Consider the following 20,100-nt stretch of genomic DNA (forward strand, 5'->3'; position numbering starts at 1 on the left):
CACACGCCCCTGAGCAGGAGTGCCTCCATGACCAGCAGCACTAGTCTGAATCGCCTTTCCCCCTTCCCCGACGAGCTGTATCGGGCCGGGGTGGGAGCGTCCATACGCGGCATTCTGGAACGCGTCCTGGGCGGGCAGGAACTGAGCGAAGCCGACGCCATCCGCCTGTTCGGTGTCGAGGGGGCCGAACTCGACGCCCTGACCGCGACCGCCGACCGGCTGCGGGCACAGCGAGTCGGCGATGCCGCCACCTTCGTGATCACCCGCAACATCAACTACACCAACGTCTGCTACATGGGCTGCCGCTTCTGCAATTTCGCCAAGCGCAAGGGCGATGCAGACGCCGAGTTCTTCGACCTCAAGGAAATCACCCGACGGGCCCAGGAAGCCTGGGACCGCGGCGCCACGGAGGTGTGCATCCAGGGCGGCTTGCACCCGGACATTCCGGGCCACTTCTACCGCGACATGCTCAAGGCCATCAAGGGCGCCTTGCCGGACATGCACATCCATGCCTTCTCGCCGTTCGAGATCTGGTTCGGCGCCCGCAAGAGCCGCCTCGGCTACGACGACTTCATCCGCGACCTGGTCGACCATGGCCTCGGCTCCATGCCCGGCACCGCCGCGGAGATTCTCGACACCGAGATCCGCCAGCAGCTGACCCGCGACAAGCTGACCACCGCCGAGTGGGTCGAGATCATCAAGACGGCTCACCGCCAGGGCCTGCCCACCACCTCGACCATCATGTACGGGCATATCGACGGGCCGGAGCACTGGGCCGCCCACCTGGCCCTGCTGCGCGAGATCCAGAAGGAGACCGGCGGCTTCACCGAGTTCGTGCCGCTGGGCTTCGTCCACTACAAGACCCCGCTGTTCCTGGAGCACGAGGGAGTCCGTCCGGGGCCCAGCCGTCTCGAGCATATCCGCATGCATGCCGTGGCCCGGCTGATGCTGAACGGCTGGATCGACAACATCCAGGCCTCCTGGGTCAAGCTGGGTCCTGACCTGGCCCGCGAGATGCTGGCCGCCGGCGTGAACGATCTCGGCGGCACCCTGATGAACGAGAGCATCTCCCGGGCCGCCGGCGGCGATCATGGCCAGGAGATGCGGCCCGACGACCTGGCCCGCATGATCCGACGGATGGGCCGCCAGCCGGTGCGCCGCAACACCCTCTATCGTCATCTCGAGATCATCGACGCCCCGGCACCGGCGTCGAGCCTGCCCCGGGTGGCGGGAGGCCTGGGATGAGCGGGGGCCAGCCACGCATCACGCTGCTGGCTGGCGGCGTGGGGGGCGCCAAGCTCGCCGTCGGCCTGACCGCCGTCTGCGCGCCGGAGCAGCTGACGGTGATCGGCAACGTGGCCGACGACCAGGAATTCCATGGCCTCTGGGTCTCCCCGGACATCGACACCCTGACCTACAGCCTGGCCGGGCTCATCGACCGCGAGAAGGGCTGGGGCCTGGCCAACGAGAGTCACCGCGTGCTGGACGGCCTTGCGCGGCTGGGGCGTGACACCTGGATGTACCTGGGCGACCAGGACCTCGCCACCCACATCTACCGCACCGAGCTGCGCCGCCAGGGCCTTCGGCCGAGTGCCATCGCCCAGAGCATCGCCCAGAGCCTGGGAGTGACGCTCAACCTGGTGCTGCCCACCGATGATCGCCTGCAGACCCGGGTCAAGACGGCGGCAGGCTGGCTGGCCTTCCAGGAGTATTTCGTCCGCGAGCAGTGCCGCCCCGAGGTCCTCGATATCCACATCGATGGGCTCGCCGAGGCCCGCCCGACCCCCGAGGCCCTGGCCGCCATCGAGGCCGCCGACCTGCTGCTGATCGCGCCGAGCAATCCCGTGGTCAGCATCGCCCCCATCCTGGAGATCCCCGGCGTGCGCCAGGCCGTGGAGCGCAGCCACGCCCGGCGCATCGCGGTCTCGCCGCTGATCGGCGGGCGCACGGTCAAGGGGCCCGCCGACCGCATGCTGGTCGCCGCCGGCTTCGCCTGCAGCAACCTGGGCGTGGCCGACAGCTATGCCGGACTGATCGACGGCCTGGTGATCGATGCGCAGGACGCGGGCGACGCCACCGCCCTGGCGAAGCGGGGTCTCGCGCTGAAGATCACCCGGACCCTGATGACCGGCGCTGCCGACAAGGCACGCCTGGCCAGGGAGGTCCTGGCGTTCGCCGGACAGCCGCATCCGCAAGACGAGGCCCTGTCATGTCCCTAGACACCCTGATCGTCATCCCGGTCAAGGACTTCGGCGAGGCCAAGAGCCGCCTCGGCCAGGTCCTGGCCCCCGACCGCCGCTCGGCGCTGGCGCGACGGCTGTGCGAACGCACCCTGGCCTTCTTTCGCGAGCGGCTGCCCGAGCATGACCTGCTGGTGGTCACCGCCTCGCCGGTCATCGACGACCTGGCGCGCCGCTACGACGCCGCCGTGCTGCGCGAGCCCCGTCCTCGAGGACTCTCCACCGCGGCCACCCTGGCCGCCGAATGGAGCCGCCGGCGGGGCTATGCGGCCCAGCTGCTGGTCCCGGCGGATATCGCCCATCTCGACGAGGCCGAACTGCGCGAGCTGCTCGGTGCTCCCCGGCCCGGCCCCTCGGTACTGATTTGCCCGGCCAGCGACGGCGGCACCAACGCCCTGCTGACCTCGCCTCCCGATGTGCTGCCGTTTTGCTTCGGCGAGCGCTCGAGCGAGGCGCACCGCCAGGCGGCTCACCAGCGGGGCGTGCCCTACCGGATACTGGACCTCGACCACCTGCGCTTCGACCTCGATACCCCCGAGGACCTCGACACCCTGGATACCCTCGTTCGTCAACACAGCGGCGATGCGCCGCAGGAGCTGGTGAAGCTATGGAACCTCTGCTCGACACGCCACCTGAGCCCGTCATCGATGACGCCGTGGGCCGCCTGGCTGACGACACCCTGAGCCCGTCCCGCCACGGCAACATCGCCATGCAGACGGTGGCCGGCATCCCGGACATCGCCCCGGGGGACGACCTGGCGCAGATCCTGGTCGAGACCCTGTCGCGTAGCGGCCAGCCGCTGCGGGACGGCGACATCCTGGTGATCGCCCACAAGGTCGTCTCCAAGGCGGAGGGCCGGGTGGTGGCCCTGGCCGACATCACCCCGGGTCAGAAGGCCCGCGAGCTGGCCGCGCAGGTCAACAAGGACCCGCGCAAGGTCGAGGCCATCCTCGGGGAATCCCGCCGCGTGGTGCGCGCCGTCAAGCGCCCCCAGCAGACGGAAGGCACCCTGATCGCCGAACACCGCCTGGGCTTCATCTGCGCTAATGCGGCGGTGGACGAGTCCAACGTCGGTGCCGAGAACACCATCATCCTGCTGCCGGAAGATCCCGACCAGAGTGCCCGCCGGCTCTGCGAGCGCCTCGAGGCTGCCTTCGGCGTACGCCTGGGCATCGTGATCACCGACACCTTCGGCCGCCCCTGGCGCATGGGCCTGGTCAACGTGGCCATCGGCCTGGCCCGGGTGCCCAGCCAGATCGACCTGGTCGGCGAGCGGGACGCCTTCGGCCGCGTGCTGTCGGTGACCATGCCGGCCCTGGCCGACGAGCTGGCGGCGGCCTCGGGCCTGCTGATGGGCAAGAGTGACAAGACCCCGGTGGTGCTGTTCCGGGGCATCGATTGGCATGCCAGCGACAGCTCGGCACGTGACCTGATACGCCCCCAACAAGAGGACCTGTTCCGATGAGTATTGCAATTCTTGGTGGTACCGGCTCCCAGGGCCGGGGCCTGGCCCTGCGCTTCGCCAGGGCCGGCATCCCGGTAGTGATCGGCTCGAGGGACGCCGGGCGCGCCCAGGCGGTCGCCGACGAGCTCCAGGCCCAGCTGGCCGGCGGGGCGGCGGCCATCGATGGGGAGGACCTGCGCGGCGCGGTGGCCGCCGCCGACGAGATGGTCATCCTGGCGGTGCCCTACGCGGCCCATGACGCCACCCTGGAGGCGATCCGCGACCTGCTGGAGGGCAAGACCCTGATTGACATCGTGGTGCCCCTGGCCGAGGGCGACCCCAAGGCGGTGGACATGCCGCCCGCTGGTTCCGCCACCGAGGCCGCCCAGGCCCTGCTCGGTGACAGCGTCCCGGTGGTCGGCGCCCTGCACAACGTCTCGGCCACCACCCTCAACAACCTGGACCACGGCATCAACTGCGACGTGCTGGTCTGCGGCAATGACCTGGCGGCCAAGGAGCGCGTCATCGACCTGATCCGCAAGCTGGATGTGCAGGCCTACAACGCCGGGCCGGCCGTCAACGCCCGCTGCATCGAGGCCATCACCCCCATCCTGATCCGCCTCAACATCTCGAAGAAGGTGCCCTTTACCCATGCGGGGATCCGCATCTGGGCCCCAGGGGCCTGAGGTCCCACGCGCCATGGTGAGCACGACCAACAATCACAACAGAAGGAACACGACAATGGAATTCGGTATCTGTTTCAAGGGCTTCGTCAGCCCCGACCGCGCCCGCAAGCTGGTCAAGCAGGCCGAGGAGGCCGGCTTCGACTACTGCTGGTTCTATGACTCGCACATCCTGTGGCGCGAGTGCTATCCGGCCATCGCCATGTGCATGGAACACACCACCAAGATGCGCTTCGCTCCCTGCGTGACCAACCCCAATGCCCGCGACTGGTCGCTGGCGGCGAGCCTCTTCGGCAGCCTGGCCAAGCAGAGCGGCGGGCGCTTCGATATCGGCCTGGGCCGCGGGGACAGCTCGGTGCGGGTGATGGGCAAGAAGCCCGCCCCCCTGGCCCGGGTGGCTGAGTTCACCCACAAGGTGAAGGCCATGGTACGCGGCGAGGAAGTGATCTACGGGGAGTGTCCGGAACCGGTCCAGTTCCCCTGGGCCGATGGCTATGAGCTGCCGGTGCATATCGGCGCCTATGGCCCCAAGGCCCTCAAGACCGCCGGCGAAGTCGGGGATGGCGTGATCCTGCAGATCGGCGACCCCTACCTGGTCGAGTGGCTTGGCAACCAGGCCGTCAAGGCGGGCCACGAGGCCGGTCGTGACATGGCCGACTACAAGGTCATCGTCGCCGCTCCCGCCTATTTCGGCGACAAGGCCAGCTGCATCGAGTCCACCAAGTGGTTCCCGGCCATGGTCGGCAACCATGTGGCCGATATCGTCGAAAAATACGGCACCGACAGCGGCCTGGTGCCCAAGAGCCTCACCGACTACATCGAGAAGCGCAAGGGCTATGACTACTCCAAGCATGGCCAGAGCGACAACCCCTACCTCGACTTCATCACCCCGGAGATCGTCGAGAGCTTCTGCGTGCTGGGCCAGCCCGATGACCATGTCACCAAGCTGCAGCACCTCCAAGAAGCGGGCATGACCCACTTCAACATCTACCTGGATAACGGCGACGAGGAAAACATCATCGCCCAGTACGGCGAGCACATCATCCCGCGCTTCCGCGACTGACCCAGGTGGCCGGTGGCGACGCCACCGGCCACCCTTCCAACCCTAGACGCGACAGGGCCACGCCCCTCACCGGGCCTGGCAAAGGGCCCCTGCGCCCTGTTCACGAAGCCACGGTATTCGGACAACGTTTCGCGAGGCACATCATGCACGACATCCGCACCAACAAGCAGCGCCTGTGGGACAGCCTGATGGAAATGGGCGAGATCGGCGGCACCGAGAAGGGCGGCTGCTGCCGCCTGGCGCTGACCGACCTCGACAAGCAGGGACGCGACCTCTTCGTGCGCTGGTGCGAGGCCGCCGGCTGCACGATCAGCGTCGACAAGATGGGCAATATCTTCGCGCGCCGGGCCGGCCAGGACGACTCGCTGCCGCCGGTGGTGATGGGCAGCCACCTGGACACCCAGCCCACCGGCGGCAAGTTCGACGGCGTCTATGGCGTGCTCGCCGGGCTCGAGGTGATCCGCACCCTGAACGACAACGGCATCGAGACCCGGGCGCCCATCGAGGCCTCGGTATGGACCAACGAGGAAGGCTCGCGCTTCCCGCCGGCCATGGTGTCGTCCGGCGTCTTCGCCGGCGCCTTCGACCTGGAGTATGGCCTCAGCCGCGCCGACCTGGACGGCAAGACCATGGGCGAGGAGCTGGCGCGTATCGGCTATGCCGGCAGTGCCGAGGTCGGCGGCCGCCCCTTCAAGGCCTTCTTCGAGGCCCATATCGAGCAGGGCCCGATCCTCGAGGCGGAGGACAAGCGGATCGGCGTGGTGACCGATGCCCAGGGCCAGCGCTGGTACGAGGTCACGCTGACCGGCCAGGAATCCCATGCCGGCCCGACGCCCATGCCGACACGTCGCGATGCCCTGGTGGGCGCCGCCCGCATCGTCGACATGGTCAACCGCATCGGCATGGAGCACCAGCCCAATGCCTGCGCCACCGTCGGCCTGATGCAGGTCTTCCCCAACTCACGCAACGTCATTCCCGGCCAGGTGTTCTTCACCGTCGACTTCCGCCACCCCGATGCCGAGGTCCTCGCGCGGATGGACCAGGCGCTGCGGGAAGGCGCCCGGCGCATCGTCGAGGACCTCCGGCTGGAGATGGACTTCGAGCAGATCTGGCACTCGCCGCCGGTACCCTTCGACCGTGACTGCGTGGCCTCGGTGCGCAAGGCCACCGAGGCCCTCGGCCTCAGCCATCGGGAGATGGTCAGCGGTGCCGGCCACGACGCCTGCTACATCTCGCGGGTCGCGCCCACCTCGATGATCTTCGTGCCCTGCGAGGACGGGATCAGTCACAACGAGCTGGAGCGCGCCGATGCCGATGACCTGGCCGCCGGCTGCGACGTCCTGCTCAAGGCGGTGCTGGAACGCGCCAACGATTGATGACAAGTCCCTAGGAACCCTGGAGAACAACAATGCGACTATCCGTCATGCGGGAGCGTCATCCTGGCGAAGCCAGGGTGGCCGTGACCCCCACGAACGTCTCGGCCCTGACCGGCCGCGGCTGTCAGGTCTTCGTGGAAACCGGCGCCGGCGACGCCGCCGGCTTCCCCAATGCCAGCTATCGCGAGGCCGGCGCCGAGATCCTCGAGACGCGTGCCCAGCTGCTGGACAAGGGCGAGATCATCCTCTGCGTCGACGCCTCCCACGAGGAGGGCCTGGCCGACCTGCGGGAGGGCCACGTCTGTATCGGCCTGATGGATCCGCTCAGCCATTCCGACCGCTTCAGCGACCTGGCCAGGCGCGGCATCACGACCCTCGCGCTGGAGCTGGTGCCCCGCATCAGCCGCGCCCAGAGCATGGACGCGCTGTCCTCGATCGCCACCCTCGCCGGCTACAAGGCCGTCCTGCTGGCCGCCGCTCAGGCGCCGCGCATCTTCCCGATGATGATGACCGCCGCCGGCACCCTGAATCCCTCCCGGGTCTTCATCATGGGCGCCGGGGTGGCCGGGCTCCAGGCCGCCGCGACGGCCAAGCGGCTGGGCGCCGTGGTGGAGGCCTATGACGTTCGCCCCGCCGCCCGGGAACAGATCCTCTCGGTGGGCGCCAAGCCGGTCGAGCTGGACCTGGACACCTCGGCCGCCGAAGGACAGGGCGGATACGCCAGCGAACAGGATGATGCCTTCCTCGATCGCCAGCGCGCCCAGATGGGGGCGGTACTGGCCCAGCAGGACGTGGTCATCACCACGGCAGCGATCCCCGGCGCCGAGGCGCCGGTGCTGATCACCGAGGAGATGGTCAAGGGCATGAAGGCCGGCGCCGTGATCGTCGATCTCGCCGCCGAACGCGGCGGCAACTGCGCGCTGACCCAGCCGGGGGAGGTGATCAGCGTCTATGGAGTCACCATCATCGGCCCGCGCAACCTCGTCGCCACCCTGCCCCACCATGCCAGCCAGATGTACGGCCGCAATCTCGAGAACCTGCTGCGCCACCTGCTGGATGACCAGGGGGGCCTGCACCTCGACTTCGAGGACGAGATCCTCGACGAGACCGTGGTGACCCACGCGGGCCAGGTTCGCGCTACACGCATACGCAAGCGCCTCTCCTTTCCCGTCAAGGCCAGCGAGGAGGTGGCGTGATGGACATGATCATCATGCAAGTGTCGCTGTTCGTGCTGGCCGTGATCCTGGGGGTCGAGCTGATCACCAAGGTCCCGGCCACCCTGCATACCCCGCTGATGTCGGGGAGCAACGCCATTTCCGGCATCACCCTGGTGGGGGCCCTGCTCGCCGCCGGTTCGGGGGAGGTCGGCGGCCTCTGGGTGTCGGTGCTCGGCATGATTGCCGTGACCCTCGCCACCATCAACGTAGTGGGTGGGTTCATGGTCACCAACCGCATGCTGCGCATGTTCAGTCGGAGGGGCTAAGCCATGAGCCTGTCATTCGTGAATCTCTGCTACCTGCTCTCCGCCGTGCTGTTCATCGGCGGCATCAAGGGCCTGACGCGGCCACGCACCGCGGTGCGCGGCAACCTGATGGCAGCCATCGGCATGCTGCTGGCCGTGGTGGTGACCCTGCTGGATCAGTCGATCCTGTCCTACGGCTGGATTCTCACCGGCGCCATCCTCGGGGCCGCGATCGGCGTGCTGCTGGCCACCCGCATCCAGATGACCGCCATGCCGCAGATGGTGGCGCTGCTCAATGGCTTCGGCGGCGGCGCCTCGCTGGCCGTGGCCGTGGCCAGCTTCCTCTCCACCAGCGGCCCGGTGGCCGCATCCGGTATCGTCGGCCTCACGGCGATCGGCCTGACGGTGCTGATCGGTGCCGTGACCCTTACGGGCAGCGCAGTGGCCTTCGGCAAGCTGCAGGAACTGCTGCCCGGCAGCCCCATGGGCTTCAGGGGCATCACGCTGGTCAACGGCGCGCTGCTCGTCGCCGCACTGGCCATCGTCGCCACCCTGGCCGCGGGTAACGGCGGCATCGGCCTGGTGCTGGTGCTGACCGCCATTGCCCTGGTGCTGGGGGTGACCCTGGTCGTGCCCATCGGCGGGGCCGACATGCCGGTGGTCATCGCCCTGCTGAACTCCTACTCGGGCATCGCCGCCGCCGCCGCCGGCTTCATCATGGGCAACACCGTGCTGATCGTGTCCGGGGCCCTGGTGGGCGCCTCCGGCCTGATCCTGACCCGCATCATGTGCGTGGCCATGAACCGCTCCCTGGCCGGCGTGCTGTTCGGCTCGCTCTCCGAGGAAGGCGGTGAGGCCATGGACGCCGACGAGGTCTATGCCGGCAAGGTAAAGTCCTCCTCGGCGGAGGAAGTCGGCATGCTGCTCGAAACCGCCCAGCGGGTGGTGATCGTCCCGGGCTTCGGCCTGGCCATGGCCCAGGCCCAGCACGCGGTCCGCGACCTGGCCGATACGCTGGAGCGCCGCGGAGCGGAGGTGATCTACGGCCTGCACCCGGTGGCAGGGCGCATGCCGGGGCACATGAACGTGCTGCTCGCCGAGGCGGAGGTCGACTACGCCAAGATGCAGCCCATGGAGCAGATCAACCCGCACTTCACCCAGACCGACGTGGTAATCGTGATCGGCGCCAACGACGTCACCAATCCCATGGCCCGCGAGGACAAGGGTAGCCCCATCTACGGCATGCCGATCCTCGACGTCGACCAGGCGCGTACCGTGGTCGTGGTCAAGCGCAGTCTCAGCCCGGGCTTTGCCGGCCTGCCCAACCCGCTGTTCGCTAAGGACAACACCCTGATGCTCTTCGGCGACGGCAAGCAGGCGATCCTCGATCTCACGGGGGCCCTCAACGAGGCCGCCTGAGCTGGGTCGTCACATGAAAGGGGGCCCTTGGCCCCCGCTTTCCCACCGTGAACCTCTTACGCAGGAACATTCACGACAATAACCACAAGAGACGCATCATGACGCACTGCAAGCGCGCTATCGCCATCGCCTGCCTGTCGTTGGTCGGTATCTCCTCGGCCCAGGCGGAAAAACTCTTCTCCGACTCGAGCCTCTCGCTGTTGCACAGCGACCAGTACCAGGCCTTCGGCCAGGAGCAGCAGGAACAGACGTTCTTCACCTTCGAGAATGTGACGGCCCACGACTGGGGCGGCAGCTTCTTCTTCGTCGACGTCAATCAGGGCCACGGCCGTGCCAGGGGACAGGACGATGTCTACGGCGAGTTCTCTCCCACGCTCAGCCTGACCTGGCTGAGCGGGCTCGACCTGGGCACGGGGCCGATTCGCGACCTGTCGTTGGCGGCCACCTACGAGTTCGGCGGTGAGACCGACCTCAACAACTACCTCACCGGCGTCAGCCTGGCGTGGGACGTGCCCGGCTTCCAGTACGTCAACACCGCCTTCTACTATGTCAACAACAGCGAGGTCTCGGATGATCTGCAGCTGACGCTGACATGGGGCTCACCCTTCGAGATCGGGCCGGCTCGCTTTCTGATCGATGGCTTTCTGGACTACTCGACCGGTGAATCGGATCACGCGGCGGAACTCAACTTCACGCCGCAGCTGAAGCTGGATGTGGGCCACTTCAGTGGCCATCCCGGAGTGCTCTATGCCGGCATCGAATATGCCTACTGGCGCAACAAGTATGGCTTGAGCGATGAGGTCATGGACACCGAGAGTTCGGTCAGCGCCCTCGTCAAGTTCCACTTCTGAGCGACAGCAACCCACTCGAGAAAGGCGGTGTTCCCCGGGACACCGCCTTTTCGTCTGTCACCGCCTCATGCCATCAAGGCGGACCGCCCGAAGCCATCGGTCCGATCATGGTGTCGCCTCGACCAGGCCGGTGCCCTTGAGAATCACGTGCACCAGGAAGTCACCGGCCCGCTGGAAGTCCCCCTCGTCCAGGGTTTCCTTGCCCAGTGCCATCCCGATCTGCGTGGAGAAGTCGGCATAGGTCTGCGTGGATGCCCAGATGGTGAAGAACAGGTGCTCGGGGTCGACCGGGTCCATCAGCCCGTCGGCGATCCAGCTTTTCACCAGCGCGATATCCGAATCGAGCTGCGGCAGCAGGTTGTTGCGCATGTATTCCTGCAGGTGAGGCGCGCCGCTGATGATCTCGTTGGCGAACACCTTGGAACCGTTGGGCCGGGTACGGGAAATCTCCAGCTTGCCGCGGATATAGTTCTCGAGCATGTCCCGGGGACTGTCGCCCTCCTGCTCGAGCAGGGCCATCTTCTCGATCCACAGGTCCAGGATATTGCGGATCACCTGGTGATAGAGGCTCTCCTTGGAAGGAAAGTAGTAGAGCATGTTCTGCTTCGAGAGGCCGGCCCGCTCGGCGATCGCCTCGAGGGACACCCCGTTGTAGCCAAGATGGGCGAAGGCTTCCTCCGCCGCGGCCAGTATCTTCGCCTCCTGCGCCGCGCGAGCGGGCGAGGGCTTCCTGGGTTTCGCCCTGTGCTGATGTTCGCTCATCCGGTATCCAGCTCCCTTTTGGTGCAGTTTCACGGGCAAGACGTACCCAGCCCTTGAGCATGCCCCAGCCTCGGGGCTGCTGCCGCGTTTTTTGGGCCAATTCTACCATACCCCCTCGGCCCTCAAGTGAGCGCACATAGGGAGAAGGAGCATCGTGACGGGCGACCGCAGGGGGCCATCGGATCGGCAGGAAGGACAGGAAGGGAAAAAACTGGCGGGGACTCTCCCCCGCCAGAAGGGGGACGATCAGCGTTCGACCGGCTGGGGCTCCTGGAGGGCACCCTGCTTGGCCATGGCCTCGAACACCGGGGCAAATGGCGGACGGTGCAGGTAGCGCCCGGCCCCCCGCTCGGCCCTCAGCTCGCCGTTGCACCAGACGATCCGGCCACGGCTGAGCGTATGGGAGGGAATGCCGGTCACGGTACGGCCCTCGAAGATGTTGAAGTCCACGTTCATGTGATGAGTCGCGGCGGAGATGATGCGGGATCCTTGCGGGTCCCAGACCACGATATCGGCATCCGCGCCCACCGAGATGCTGCCCTTGCGCGGGTAGAGGTTGAACAGCTTGGCGGTATTCGTCGAGGTGACGGCCACGAACTCATTGGGAGTCAGGCGCCCCTTGTTGACGCCTTCGTCCCAGAGGATCGCCAGGCGGTCCTCGACGCCGGCCGTGCCGTTGGGAATCTTGGTGAAGTCGTCGCGACCGGCCGCCTTCTGGTCGGTGCAGAAGCAGCAATGGTCGGTGGCCGTGGTCTGCAGGTTACCGCCCTGCAGCCCGTGCCAGAGGGCCTCCTGGTGCGCCTTGGGACGAAAGGGAGGACTCATGACGTGCGCGGCGGCGAAGTCGAAATCCTTGCTGCGATAGACACTGTCATCGATGGTCAGGTGACCCGCTAGTACCTCGCCATAGACCCGCTGGCCGGAGGTTCTCGCCCGGGTGATGGCATCCAGGGATTCCTTGCAGGAAACATGGACCAGGTAGATCGGCACGTTCATGGCGCGGGCAACCTGGATCGCGCGGTTCGCCGCCTCGCCCTCGACCAGCGGTGGACGTGACAGGGGATGGGCTTCCGGGCCGGTGATGCCCTTATCCAGCATCTCCTGCTGCAGCTGGTAGACAAGCTCACCGTTCTCGGCATGCACGGTGGGCATCGCGCCGAGTTCCACCGACCGCCGGAAGCTTTTCACCAGCGTCTCGTCATCGGCCATGATGGCATTCTTGTAGGCCATGAAGTGCTTGAAACTATTGACCCCGTGGTCACGCACCAGGGTTCCCATGTCCTCGCGGACCGAGTCGTCCCACCAGGTGATGGCCACGTGGAAGGTATAGTCGGCGGCGGCTTTCTCCGCCCACTCTCGCCACTGCTCATAGGCCTCCATCAGCCGCTGTCCCGGCTTGGGGATGACGAAGTCGATGATGCTGGTGGTGCCGCCAGCCAGGGCAGCGGCGGTGCCGGTATAGAAGTCGTCGCTGGCCACGGTTCCCATGAAGGGGAACTGCATATGGGTGTGGGGATCGATACCGCCCGGCATCACGTACTGCCCGGCGGCGTCGATCACCTCGGCCGTGGCCGGCACCGCGAGATCCTCGCCGATGGCGGCGATCCGGCCATCTTCGCAATAGACGTCGGCGCGGAAGCTGAGGTCGGCGGTGACGACAGTGCCACCCTTGATCAGAACGGACATATGGCTCTCCTTGTTATTCGACGGCGAGGTGAGGGTCACGGCGTGGCGCTGGCCACGGCGGGGCGACTCAGTCGCATGAGCGTCAGGTAGACGGCGGCGCCGACGGCAACCCCGACGAACCAGGCATAGTTGTAGAGCGCGGAGAACAGGCTCGGCACGCTATCGATCAGGCCGGCGGCGGACAGGAAACCCGGCAGGTTGGGCAGCACGGCAATGCCGAAGGCCAAGAAGGCATTCGGGTTCCAGCCATTCCGGTAGCTGTAGCAGCCGTCATTCTTGAACAGGTCGTCGGCCGACAGCTCGGTCTTCCGCAGCAGCAGGTAATCCGCCAGCATGATGCCGGCCAGCGGGCCGAGCAGCGCGGAGTAACCGATCAGCCAGGTAAAGATGTAGGCGCCGGTCGACTCCAGCAGCTTCCAAGGCATGATGGCGATCCCCAGCCCGGCAGTGATATAGCCGCCCATCTTGAAGGAGATCTTGCGCGGGCTGAGATTGGAGAAGCCGTTGGCCGGCGCCACCACATTGGCTGCGAGGTTGGTCGTCACCGTGGCGATCAGCAGGGCAACCAGCGCGATGATGACCGCCAGGCCGCCCATGCGTTCGGTGATGGCGACCGGATCCCACAGCGCCTCGCCATAGATCACCACGGTGGCCGAGGCCACGGCCACGGCGATGAAGGCCAGCAGCGCCATGGGGATCGGCAGGCCCACTGCCTGGCCGATGAATTGATGCTTCTGGTTCTTGGCGAAGCGGGTGAAATCGGGGATGTTGAGTGCCAGGGTGGCCCAGAAGCCCACCATGGCGGTCAGGCCCGGCCAGAACACCTGCCAGAACTCCCCTTCCCGGGCCCCGCCCTCGACGAACTGGGACGGCGTGGACAGCATGGGCCCTAGCCCCCCGGCCTTCACCACGGCCCAGACCAGCAGGCCGATTGACATGGCGATCAGGAAAGGCGCGGCATAGGTCTCTAGGGCCCGGATCGATTCTGTGCCGTTGGCAATGAAATAGACATGCATGGCCCAGCAGGCGAGGAAGGACAGGAACTGGGCCATATCGATGCCCAGCCCGGGAATCGGCTCACCGACCAGCGCATGGTCGGTCAGGATATTGAGAATGACATAGATGGCCGAGCCGCCGACCCAGGTCTGGATGCCGAACCAGCCACAGCCCACGACCCCCCGCATCATGGCCGCGAGCTTCGCCCCGGAGGTGCCGAAGGAGGCGCGCAACAGCACCGGGAAAGGAATGCCGTGCTTGGTGCCGGCATGCCCGATCAGCAGCATGGGGGCCAGCACGATCAAGTTGCCGAGAAAGACGGTCAGGACCGCTTGCCACCACGACATCCCCTCGGGCACGAGACTCGCCGCCAGCATGTAGGCCGGCACGCACACCACCATGGCGACCCAGAGGCCGGCGATGTTCTGCCAGTTCCAGGTCCGCTGTGCCCTGTCCACAGGAGCCAGGTCGGCATTCCATAGATCCGGACAGTACTCGCCTCGGCGATCGGCTCCTGCGCCGATTACCGCGTCATCGCTTGTATGATTCATTGTGTATTACCCAGAGAGTTATTGTTGTATTCCTGGAGCAGTCCAGGTACGGATTTCATGCGAGCTCACCGGGCCTCGTGGGCCATCCGGCGACTATTGCTCGATCAGCTCGTCGTAGGATTCGGGGCGGCGGTCACGGAAGAACTGCCAGCCGTTTCTCACTTCACGGATCAGGTCCAGGTCGATCTCATGAACCAGGAGTTCATCCTGGTCCTCGCTGGCCTGGGCCTCGATCTTGCCCAGCGGATTGACGATATAGCTGGAACCGTAGAACTCGCCCATCTGCTCATCCCAGGGGGCCTCGCGGCCGACGCGGTTGATGGCCCCGATGAAGACACCATTGGCGGCCGCCGAGGCGGGCTGTTCCAGCTCCCAGAGGTAGCGACTCTTGCCAGCCACCGTGGCGGAAGGATTGACGATATATTCGGCGCCGTTCAGAGCAAGCGCCCGCCACCCCTCCGGGAAGTGACGGTCATAGCAGATATAGACCCCCAGCTTGCAGTAGGCCGTATCGAAGACTGGATAGCCGCTGTTTCCCGGCTTGAAGTACAGCTTCTCCCAGAAGCCGGGGGCCGTGTCGGGGATATGATTCTTGCGATACTTGCCCAGGTAGGTGCCATCGGCATCGATGACGGCTGCGGTGTTGTAGTAGACACCGGTGATGTCCTCCTCATAGATCGGCACCACGATCACCATCCGATGCTTTCTGGCGTATTCCTGCATCAGCTTGGTGGTGGGACCGTCGGGAATTCGCTCCGCGGCGTCGTACCATTTCCTGTCCTGGCTGGGGCAGAAATAGGGTTGGGTGAAGACTTCCTGAAAGCAGAGCACCTGTACACCCTGCTTTCCTGCCTCATCGATCAAGGGCAGGTGGGCCTCGAGCATCTGTTCCCGGATCCGCTCCGGGGGCATCGAGGCGTCGCCCTTGAGGCCCATCTGGATCAGGCCGCACTTCAACTTTCTCATCGCATATCCCTCTTGTTGTTGTGGGATTAGGCTTCTCGATCCTGGCCGCTCTCTTCTGAATGGCCAACGGCTTTATTAGCAAATACACCTATCTTTCCGGACATCACCAGGAATAAGTGAATGCTGTCGGGAGACGGAAAATCAGGCTACGACCGAGCGATACACCCCGCGCACCCCGACCACCCATGCCAAATAAAAACTGCAAAAAAACAGAAAATACAGTCAATTACTTGATCAAAATCAGAAGTATCGAACCGCTACCTGTTTTTGACCTTTTGGTAAAGGTAAAAGGCGATTTTCGGATGGTCAAGGATAAATTTTTCCATAAGGTAAAACGCACTGCCCATGCGCCACGCTGGCAATACCGCCAGGCTACGCGCACCAAGGCAGGGCATGATCCGGGCGGTGCCGGGCGCGGTTCGGCGAGGGTTGCCGGCAAGCCGGTGATGGGAAGATGAGGGAGTTCAACCCTCCACCAGCTGGCCCAGCTCCTCGAGATAGCTTTCCAGGACCAGGTTGGGCGGGGCCCCCTTGCGGGTGATGGCGCTGTAGCGGGTGACGTAGCGGCAGGTGTCCGGGTTCAGGGCGCGCAGCCGGTCGTCACGCACCCAGCGCTCGGCGAAATGGGTCGGCAGGTAGCCGATATAGCGACCGGAGAGGATCAGGAAGGCGATGCCTTCCCGGTCCGTGGCCGAGGCGGTGGCCTTGAGGGGTTCATGCAGCGCCTTGATCTCCGGGCTCTGGGCATAGGCCGGCGTCACGGCATCGCTGCTCGCCAACTGCCCATCGGTCACGGTCTCGGCATCGAACAGTGGGTGCCCGCAAGCGCAGTAGAGCTGCGACGTCTCCTCGTAGAGCGAGAGGTAGTTAAGCCCGGGCAGGGTCTTGATCGCGGGTACGACCCCGGTGTGCAGGCGGCCGTCGAGCACGCCGAGCTCGATATCGTGGGGCGGGATCATGCGAATGTTGATGCGCACGTCGGGACCGCGCTCCTTCAGCGCGCTGAGCGCATCGGTGATGTGCATCTGCGGCATGGTCACCAGGTTGTCGGTGATGCCGATGTTCAGCTCGCCCTTGAGCCAGGCGTGAAGGCTGTTGACGCGGGTACGGAACCCCTCCGTCGCCGCCAGCAACTGCAGGGTGGCTTCAAAGACCTCGGCGCCCTCGTCGGTCAGGGCGAACCCGCTGCGGCCCCGTTGGCACAGGCGCAGGGACAGACGCGTCTCCAGGTCGCTCATCGCCATGCTGATGGCCGCGCGGCTGATGTTCAGCTCCACTTCGGCGGCGGAGAAGCCACCGCACTCCACGACCTTGCGATAGATGCGCAGCAGCCGCAGGTCCGCATCGCTGAGCTGTCCCGTCAGGGCCTCCTTGCGGCGTGTCATGGCCTCTCCCCTCGCGTTGAAGTGTCTCCCGCCGGCTCGGCGGGACGAACCAGAAAGTTAATCCAGTACTTACATGAAATTCAACAAGTCTAGATTTAACTTATCGCCGCCCTGAACCACGCTTCTCTGCACAACCTCCAACAAGACGATGAGCACAGAGGGTACTGCCATGTCAGATCGTTCTCCCCAACAGACCGCGGGCCTGACCGCCGAGCAGCTGGATGCCTATTGGATGCCCTACTCCGGCAACCGCCAGTTCAAGCGCGACCCGCGGATCATCGTCGGCGCCGAGGGCAGCTACTACACCGCGGCCGACGGTCGCCGGATCTACGATGGCCTTTCGGGCCTGTGGACCTGCGGTGCCGGCCACTGCCGCCCGGAGATCGCCGAGGCGGTCCACCAGCAGCTGCGCCAGCTGGACTATGCCCCGGCCTTCCAGTACGGCCACCCCAAGGCCTTCGAGCTGGCCCACCGGATTCGTGAGCTGACCCCGCAGGGGCTCGATCACGTGTTCTTCACCGGCTCCGGCTCCGAGAGCGCCGACACCTCGCTGAAGATCGCCCGCGCCTACTGGCGCAAGAAGGGCAAGCCTACCAAGACCAAGCTGATCGGCCGCTCCAAGGGCTATCACGGCGTCAACTTCGGCGGCTTCAGCCTGGGCGGCATCGGCGCCAACCGCGCCCTGTTCGGCCAGGGGGTCGACGCCGACCACCTGCCGCATACCCTGCTCAAGGAAAACGCCTTCACGCGTGGCATGCCCGAGCGCGGGGCCGAGCGCGCCGACGAGCTGCTGGAGCTGATCGCCCTGCACGATGCCTCCAACATCGCCGCGGTGATCGTCGAGCCCATGGCCGGCTCGGCCGGGGTGATCCCGCCGCCCCGGGGCTACCTCAAGCGCCTGCGCGAGATCTGCGATGCCCACGACATCCTGCTGATCTTCGACGAGGTCATCACCGGCTTCGGCCGCATGGGCGCGATGACCGGTGCCGAGGAGTTCGGCGTGGTCCCGGACATCATGAACGTCGCCAAGCAGCTGACCAACGGCGCCGTGCCCATGGGCGGTGTCATCGTGCAGGGGGAGATCTATCACACCTTCATGGAGCAGGGCGGTCCCGACTACATGATGGAGCTGCCCCACGGCTACACCTACTCGGGGCATCCGGTGGCCTGTGCCGCGGCCCTGGCCGCCCTGGACGTGCTCGAGCAGGACCGCCTGATCGACCGCGTGCGGGAGATGGCGCCGCTCTTCGAGGACGCCCTGCACGGCCTGAAGGGCAGCCGCCATGTCAGCGATATCCGTAACTACGGCCTCGCCGGCGCCCTGCAGGTCGAGCCCTACCCCGGCGAGCCGGCTCGCCGGCCCTTCGAGATCGCGATGAAGTGCTGGGACAAGGGGTTCTACGTGCGCTATGGCGGCGACACCATCCAGCTCGGCCTGCCCTTTATCGTCGAGCGCGACGAGATCGACCGACTCATCAACGCCCTGGGCGAGGCTATCGGCGAGCTGGACTGAACCCGCAGAAACGGCATTGACACATCTAGACCCACCACCCTTTACGAAGAGGTACCCCATGACCACGCTTGGCAATCTGATCAACGGCACTCGAGTCGACGACGCCGTGCGCACCCAGGACATCTTCAACCCCTCCACCGGCGAGGTCGCCGGCCAGGTGAGCCTGGCCGGCAAGGCCACCGTCGAGGCGGCCATCGCCGCCGCCGAGGCCGCCTACCCGGCCTGGCGCGACACCCCGCCCGCCAAGCGAGCCCGGGTGATGTACCGCTTCAAGGCGCTGCTGGAGCAGCATGCCGACGAGATCTGCGGGCTGGTCGGCCAGGAACACGGCAAGATCGTCCACGATGCCAAGGGCGAGCTTTCGCGTGGCATCGAGAACGTCGAATATGCCTGCGGCGCACCGGAGCTGCTCAAGGGCGAGCACAGCAAGAACACCGGCCCCGGCATCGATTCCTGGAGCGAGCTCCAGCCGCTGGGGGTGGTCGCCGGCATCACGCCGTTCAACTTCCCGGCCATGGTGCCGCTGTGGATGTACCCCATGGCGATCGCCTGCGGCAACACCTTCGTCCTCAAGCCCTCCGAGCGCGACCCCAGCTCGGCGCTTTTCATCGCCGAGCTCGCCCAGGAGGCGGGCCTGCCCGCCGGCGTGCTGAACGTGGTCAACGGTGACAAGGAAGCCGTCGACACCCTGCTCGACGACGACCGCGTGAAGGCCGTGAGCTTCGTCGGGTCCACGCCGATCGCCGAGTATATCTACAGCCGCGCCAGCGCCAACGGCAAGCGCTGCCAGGCGCTGGGCGGCGCCAAGAACCATGCCATCGTCATGCCGGATGCCGACATGGACAACGTGGTCAGCTCCCTGACCGGGGCCGCCTTCGGCTCGTCGGGCGAGCGCTGCATGGCGCTGTCCGTGGCGGTGGCCGTGGGCGATGCGGCGGCCGACGCCCTGGTCGACAAGATGCAGGCGCAGATGGCAACCCTGAAGGTCGGTCCCCACTTCGACGCCGAGAACGACTTCGGCCCGGTGATCACCAAGGCGCACCAGGAGAAGGTCTGCGGCTATATCGACAGCGCCGAGGCCCAGGGCGCCGAGATCGTGGTCGACGGCCGTGGTGTGCAGGTGCCGGGCTTTGAAAACGGCTTCTATGTCGGCGGCACGCTGATCGACCGCGTGACCCCCGACATGACCTGCTACCTCGAGGAGATCTTCGGCCCGGTGCTGCTGGTGGTCCGCGCCGGCTCCATGGAGGAGGCCATGCGGCTGATCGACGATCACGAGTACGGCAACGGCACCTGCATCTACACCCGTGACGGCGAGGCGGCCCGCTACTTCTGCGACCGCATCCAGGTGGGCATGGTCGGGGTCAACGTGCCGCTGCCGGTGCCGGTGTCCTACCACAGCTTCGGCGGCTGGAAGCGCTCGCTGTTCGGCGACCTGTCCGCCTACGGCCCGGATGCCGTGCGCTTCTACACCAAGCGCAAGACCGTCACCCAGCGCTGGCCGTCGGCCGGGATCCGCGAGGGCGCGCAGTTCTCCTTCCCCTCCTGATGCTCCATAACCGGCAGTGACGCCCTGCCGACAACACGGCCGAACCCGTTTGCCGGGTTCGGCCGTTTTCGTTGCCCCTGGCCTCGCGGGGCCTGGCGACTAGCCATAGTGCTGCCGGACGTCCCGCCAGGCCGCCAGCTCCTGCCCATCCTGC

General features: G+C 66.2%; 19 protein-coding genes. 14 read left to right on the plus strand and 5 right to left on the minus strand.

Annotated features, from left to right (window positions below; translation table 11 throughout):
• The first annotated feature begins 27 nt into the window (after positions 1 to 27).
• From cofH to EKG36_RS14020, 11 genes are all read left to right on the plus strand, one after another.
• The gene (cofH, locus tag EKG36_RS13970) at positions 28 to 1,245 is read left to right on the plus strand and encodes a 5-amino-6-(D-ribitylamino)uracil--L-tyrosine 4-hydroxyphenyl transferase CofH (RefSeq protein WP_126485136.1); all 1,218 of its coding nucleotides are present in this window, start codon (positions 28 to 30) and stop codon (positions 1,243 to 1,245) included.
• On the plus strand, positions 1,242 to 2,219 hold the full coding sequence (gene cofD, locus EKG36_RS13975; RefSeq protein WP_126485138.1) for a 2-phospho-L-lactate transferase: 978 nt from the start codon (positions 1,242 to 1,244) through the stop codon (positions 2,217 to 2,219). The genes cofH and cofD overlap by 4 nt, the downstream gene beginning before the upstream one ends.
• Positions 2,210 to 2,923, plus strand: coding sequence for a 2-phospho-L-lactate guanylyltransferase (gene cofC, locus EKG36_RS13980; protein ID WP_126485140.1), 714 nt, complete (start codon positions 2,210 to 2,212; stop codon positions 2,921 to 2,923). The genes cofD and cofC overlap by 10 nt, the downstream gene beginning before the upstream one ends.
• Complete coding sequence (gene cofE, locus EKG36_RS13985) at positions 2,848 to 3,705, plus strand: coenzyme F420-0:L-glutamate ligase (protein WP_126485142.1); 858 nt, start codon at positions 2,848 to 2,850, stop codon at positions 3,703 to 3,705. Before cofC ends, cofE begins: the two co-directional genes overlap by 76 nt.
• Positions 3,702 to 4,370, plus strand: coding sequence for an NADPH-dependent F420 reductase (gene npdG, locus EKG36_RS13990; protein WP_126485144.1), 669 nt, complete (start codon positions 3,702 to 3,704; stop codon positions 4,368 to 4,370). The genes cofE and npdG overlap by 4 nt, the downstream gene beginning before the upstream one ends.
• Before the next feature lie 55 nt (positions 4,371 to 4,425).
• On the plus strand, positions 4,426 to 5,430 hold the full coding sequence (locus tag EKG36_RS13995) for a TIGR03842 family LLM class F420-dependent oxidoreductase (RefSeq protein ID WP_126485146.1): 1,005 nt from the start codon (positions 4,426 to 4,428) through the stop codon (positions 5,428 to 5,430).
• 143 nt (positions 5,431 to 5,573) lie between these two features.
• Positions 5,574 to 6,806: a Zn-dependent hydrolase gene (locus EKG36_RS14000; RefSeq protein ID WP_126485148.1), complete on the plus strand. Its 1,233-nt coding sequence runs from the start codon at positions 5,574 to 5,576 to the stop codon at positions 6,804 to 6,806.
• Between the two features lie 32 nt (positions 6,807 to 6,838).
• Entirely contained in the window at positions 6,839 to 8,002 is a 1,164-nt protein-coding gene (locus EKG36_RS14005) for a Re/Si-specific NAD(P)(+) transhydrogenase subunit alpha (RefSeq protein ID WP_126485150.1), read from the plus strand.
• Positions 8,002 to 8,289 (plus strand): NAD(P) transhydrogenase subunit alpha part 2, encoded by a 288-nt coding sequence (locus EKG36_RS14010; RefSeq protein WP_108446994.1) that lies wholly within the window; start codon positions 8,002 to 8,004, stop codon positions 8,287 to 8,289. The genes EKG36_RS14005 and EKG36_RS14010 overlap by 1 nt, the downstream gene beginning before the upstream one ends.
• A gap of 3 nt (positions 8,290 to 8,292) precedes the next feature.
• Complete coding sequence (locus EKG36_RS14015) at positions 8,293 to 9,687, plus strand: NAD(P)(+) transhydrogenase (Re/Si-specific) subunit beta (RefSeq protein WP_126485152.1); 1,395 nt, start codon at positions 8,293 to 8,295, stop codon at positions 9,685 to 9,687.
• Between the two features lie 98 nt (positions 9,688 to 9,785).
• Positions 9,786 to 10,538, plus strand: coding sequence for an outer membrane protein OmpK (locus EKG36_RS14020; protein ID WP_126485154.1), 753 nt, complete (start codon positions 9,786 to 9,788; stop codon positions 10,536 to 10,538).
• Between the two features lie 105 nt (positions 10,539 to 10,643).
• Here EKG36_RS14020 and EKG36_RS14025 read toward each other — a convergent pair whose 3' ends face one another.
• The 4 genes from EKG36_RS14025 to EKG36_RS14040 form a co-directional block, all read right to left on the minus strand.
• The gene (locus tag EKG36_RS14025) at positions 10,644 to 11,300 is read right to left on the minus strand and encodes a TetR family transcriptional regulator C-terminal domain-containing protein (protein ID WP_126485156.1); all 657 of its coding nucleotides are present in this window, start codon (positions 11,298 to 11,300) and stop codon (positions 10,644 to 10,646) included.
• A gap of 246 nt (positions 11,301 to 11,546) precedes the next feature.
• Positions 11,547 to 12,986: a dihydropyrimidinase gene (gene hydA / locus EKG36_RS14030; RefSeq protein ID WP_126485158.1), complete on the minus strand. Its 1,440-nt coding sequence runs from the start codon at positions 12,984 to 12,986 to the stop codon at positions 11,547 to 11,549.
• Positions 12,987 to 13,021: 35 nt separating this feature from the next.
• Complete coding sequence (locus EKG36_RS14035; protein WP_126485160.1) at positions 13,022 to 14,533, minus strand: NCS1 family nucleobase:cation symporter-1; 1,512 nt, start codon at positions 14,531 to 14,533, stop codon at positions 13,022 to 13,024.
• A 93-nt stretch (positions 14,534 to 14,626) separates the two neighbouring features.
• On the minus strand, positions 14,627 to 15,499 hold the full coding sequence (locus tag EKG36_RS14040; RefSeq protein ID WP_126485163.1) for a nitrilase-related carbon-nitrogen hydrolase: 873 nt from the start codon (positions 15,497 to 15,499) through the stop codon (positions 14,627 to 14,629).
• 185 nt (positions 15,500 to 15,684) lie between these two features.
• On the opposite strand from EKG36_RS14040, the gene EKG36_RS14045 reads away from it, so the two are divergent.
• Entirely contained in the window at positions 15,685 to 15,957 is a 273-nt protein-coding gene (locus EKG36_RS14045) for a hypothetical protein (RefSeq protein ID WP_126485165.1), read from the plus strand.
• Positions 15,958 to 15,963: 6 nt separating this feature from the next.
• On the opposite strand, the gene EKG36_RS14050 is transcribed toward EKG36_RS14045, so the two are convergent.
• Positions 15,964 to 16,884: a LysR family transcriptional regulator gene (locus tag EKG36_RS14050; protein ID WP_126485167.1), complete on the minus strand. Its 921-nt coding sequence runs from the start codon at positions 16,882 to 16,884 to the stop codon at positions 15,964 to 15,966.
• A gap of 169 nt (positions 16,885 to 17,053) precedes the next feature.
• On the opposite strand from EKG36_RS14050, the gene aptA reads away from it, so the two are divergent.
• Positions 17,054 to 18,397, plus strand: coding sequence for an omega-aminotransferase AptA (gene aptA / locus EKG36_RS14055; protein ID WP_126485169.1), 1,344 nt, complete (start codon positions 17,054 to 17,056; stop codon positions 18,395 to 18,397).
• 58 nt (positions 18,398 to 18,455) lie between these two features.
• Positions 18,456 to 19,946, plus strand: coding sequence for a CoA-acylating methylmalonate-semialdehyde dehydrogenase (locus EKG36_RS14060; protein WP_126485171.1), 1,491 nt, complete (start codon positions 18,456 to 18,458; stop codon positions 19,944 to 19,946).
• Positions 19,947 to 20,100: the final 154 nt, after the last annotated feature.

It is taken from the genome of Halomonas nitroreducens, from assembly GCF_003966155.1.
In the GTDB taxonomy this organism is placed as follows: domain Bacteria; phylum Pseudomonadota; class Gammaproteobacteria; order Pseudomonadales; family Halomonadaceae; genus Halomonas; species Halomonas nitroreducens.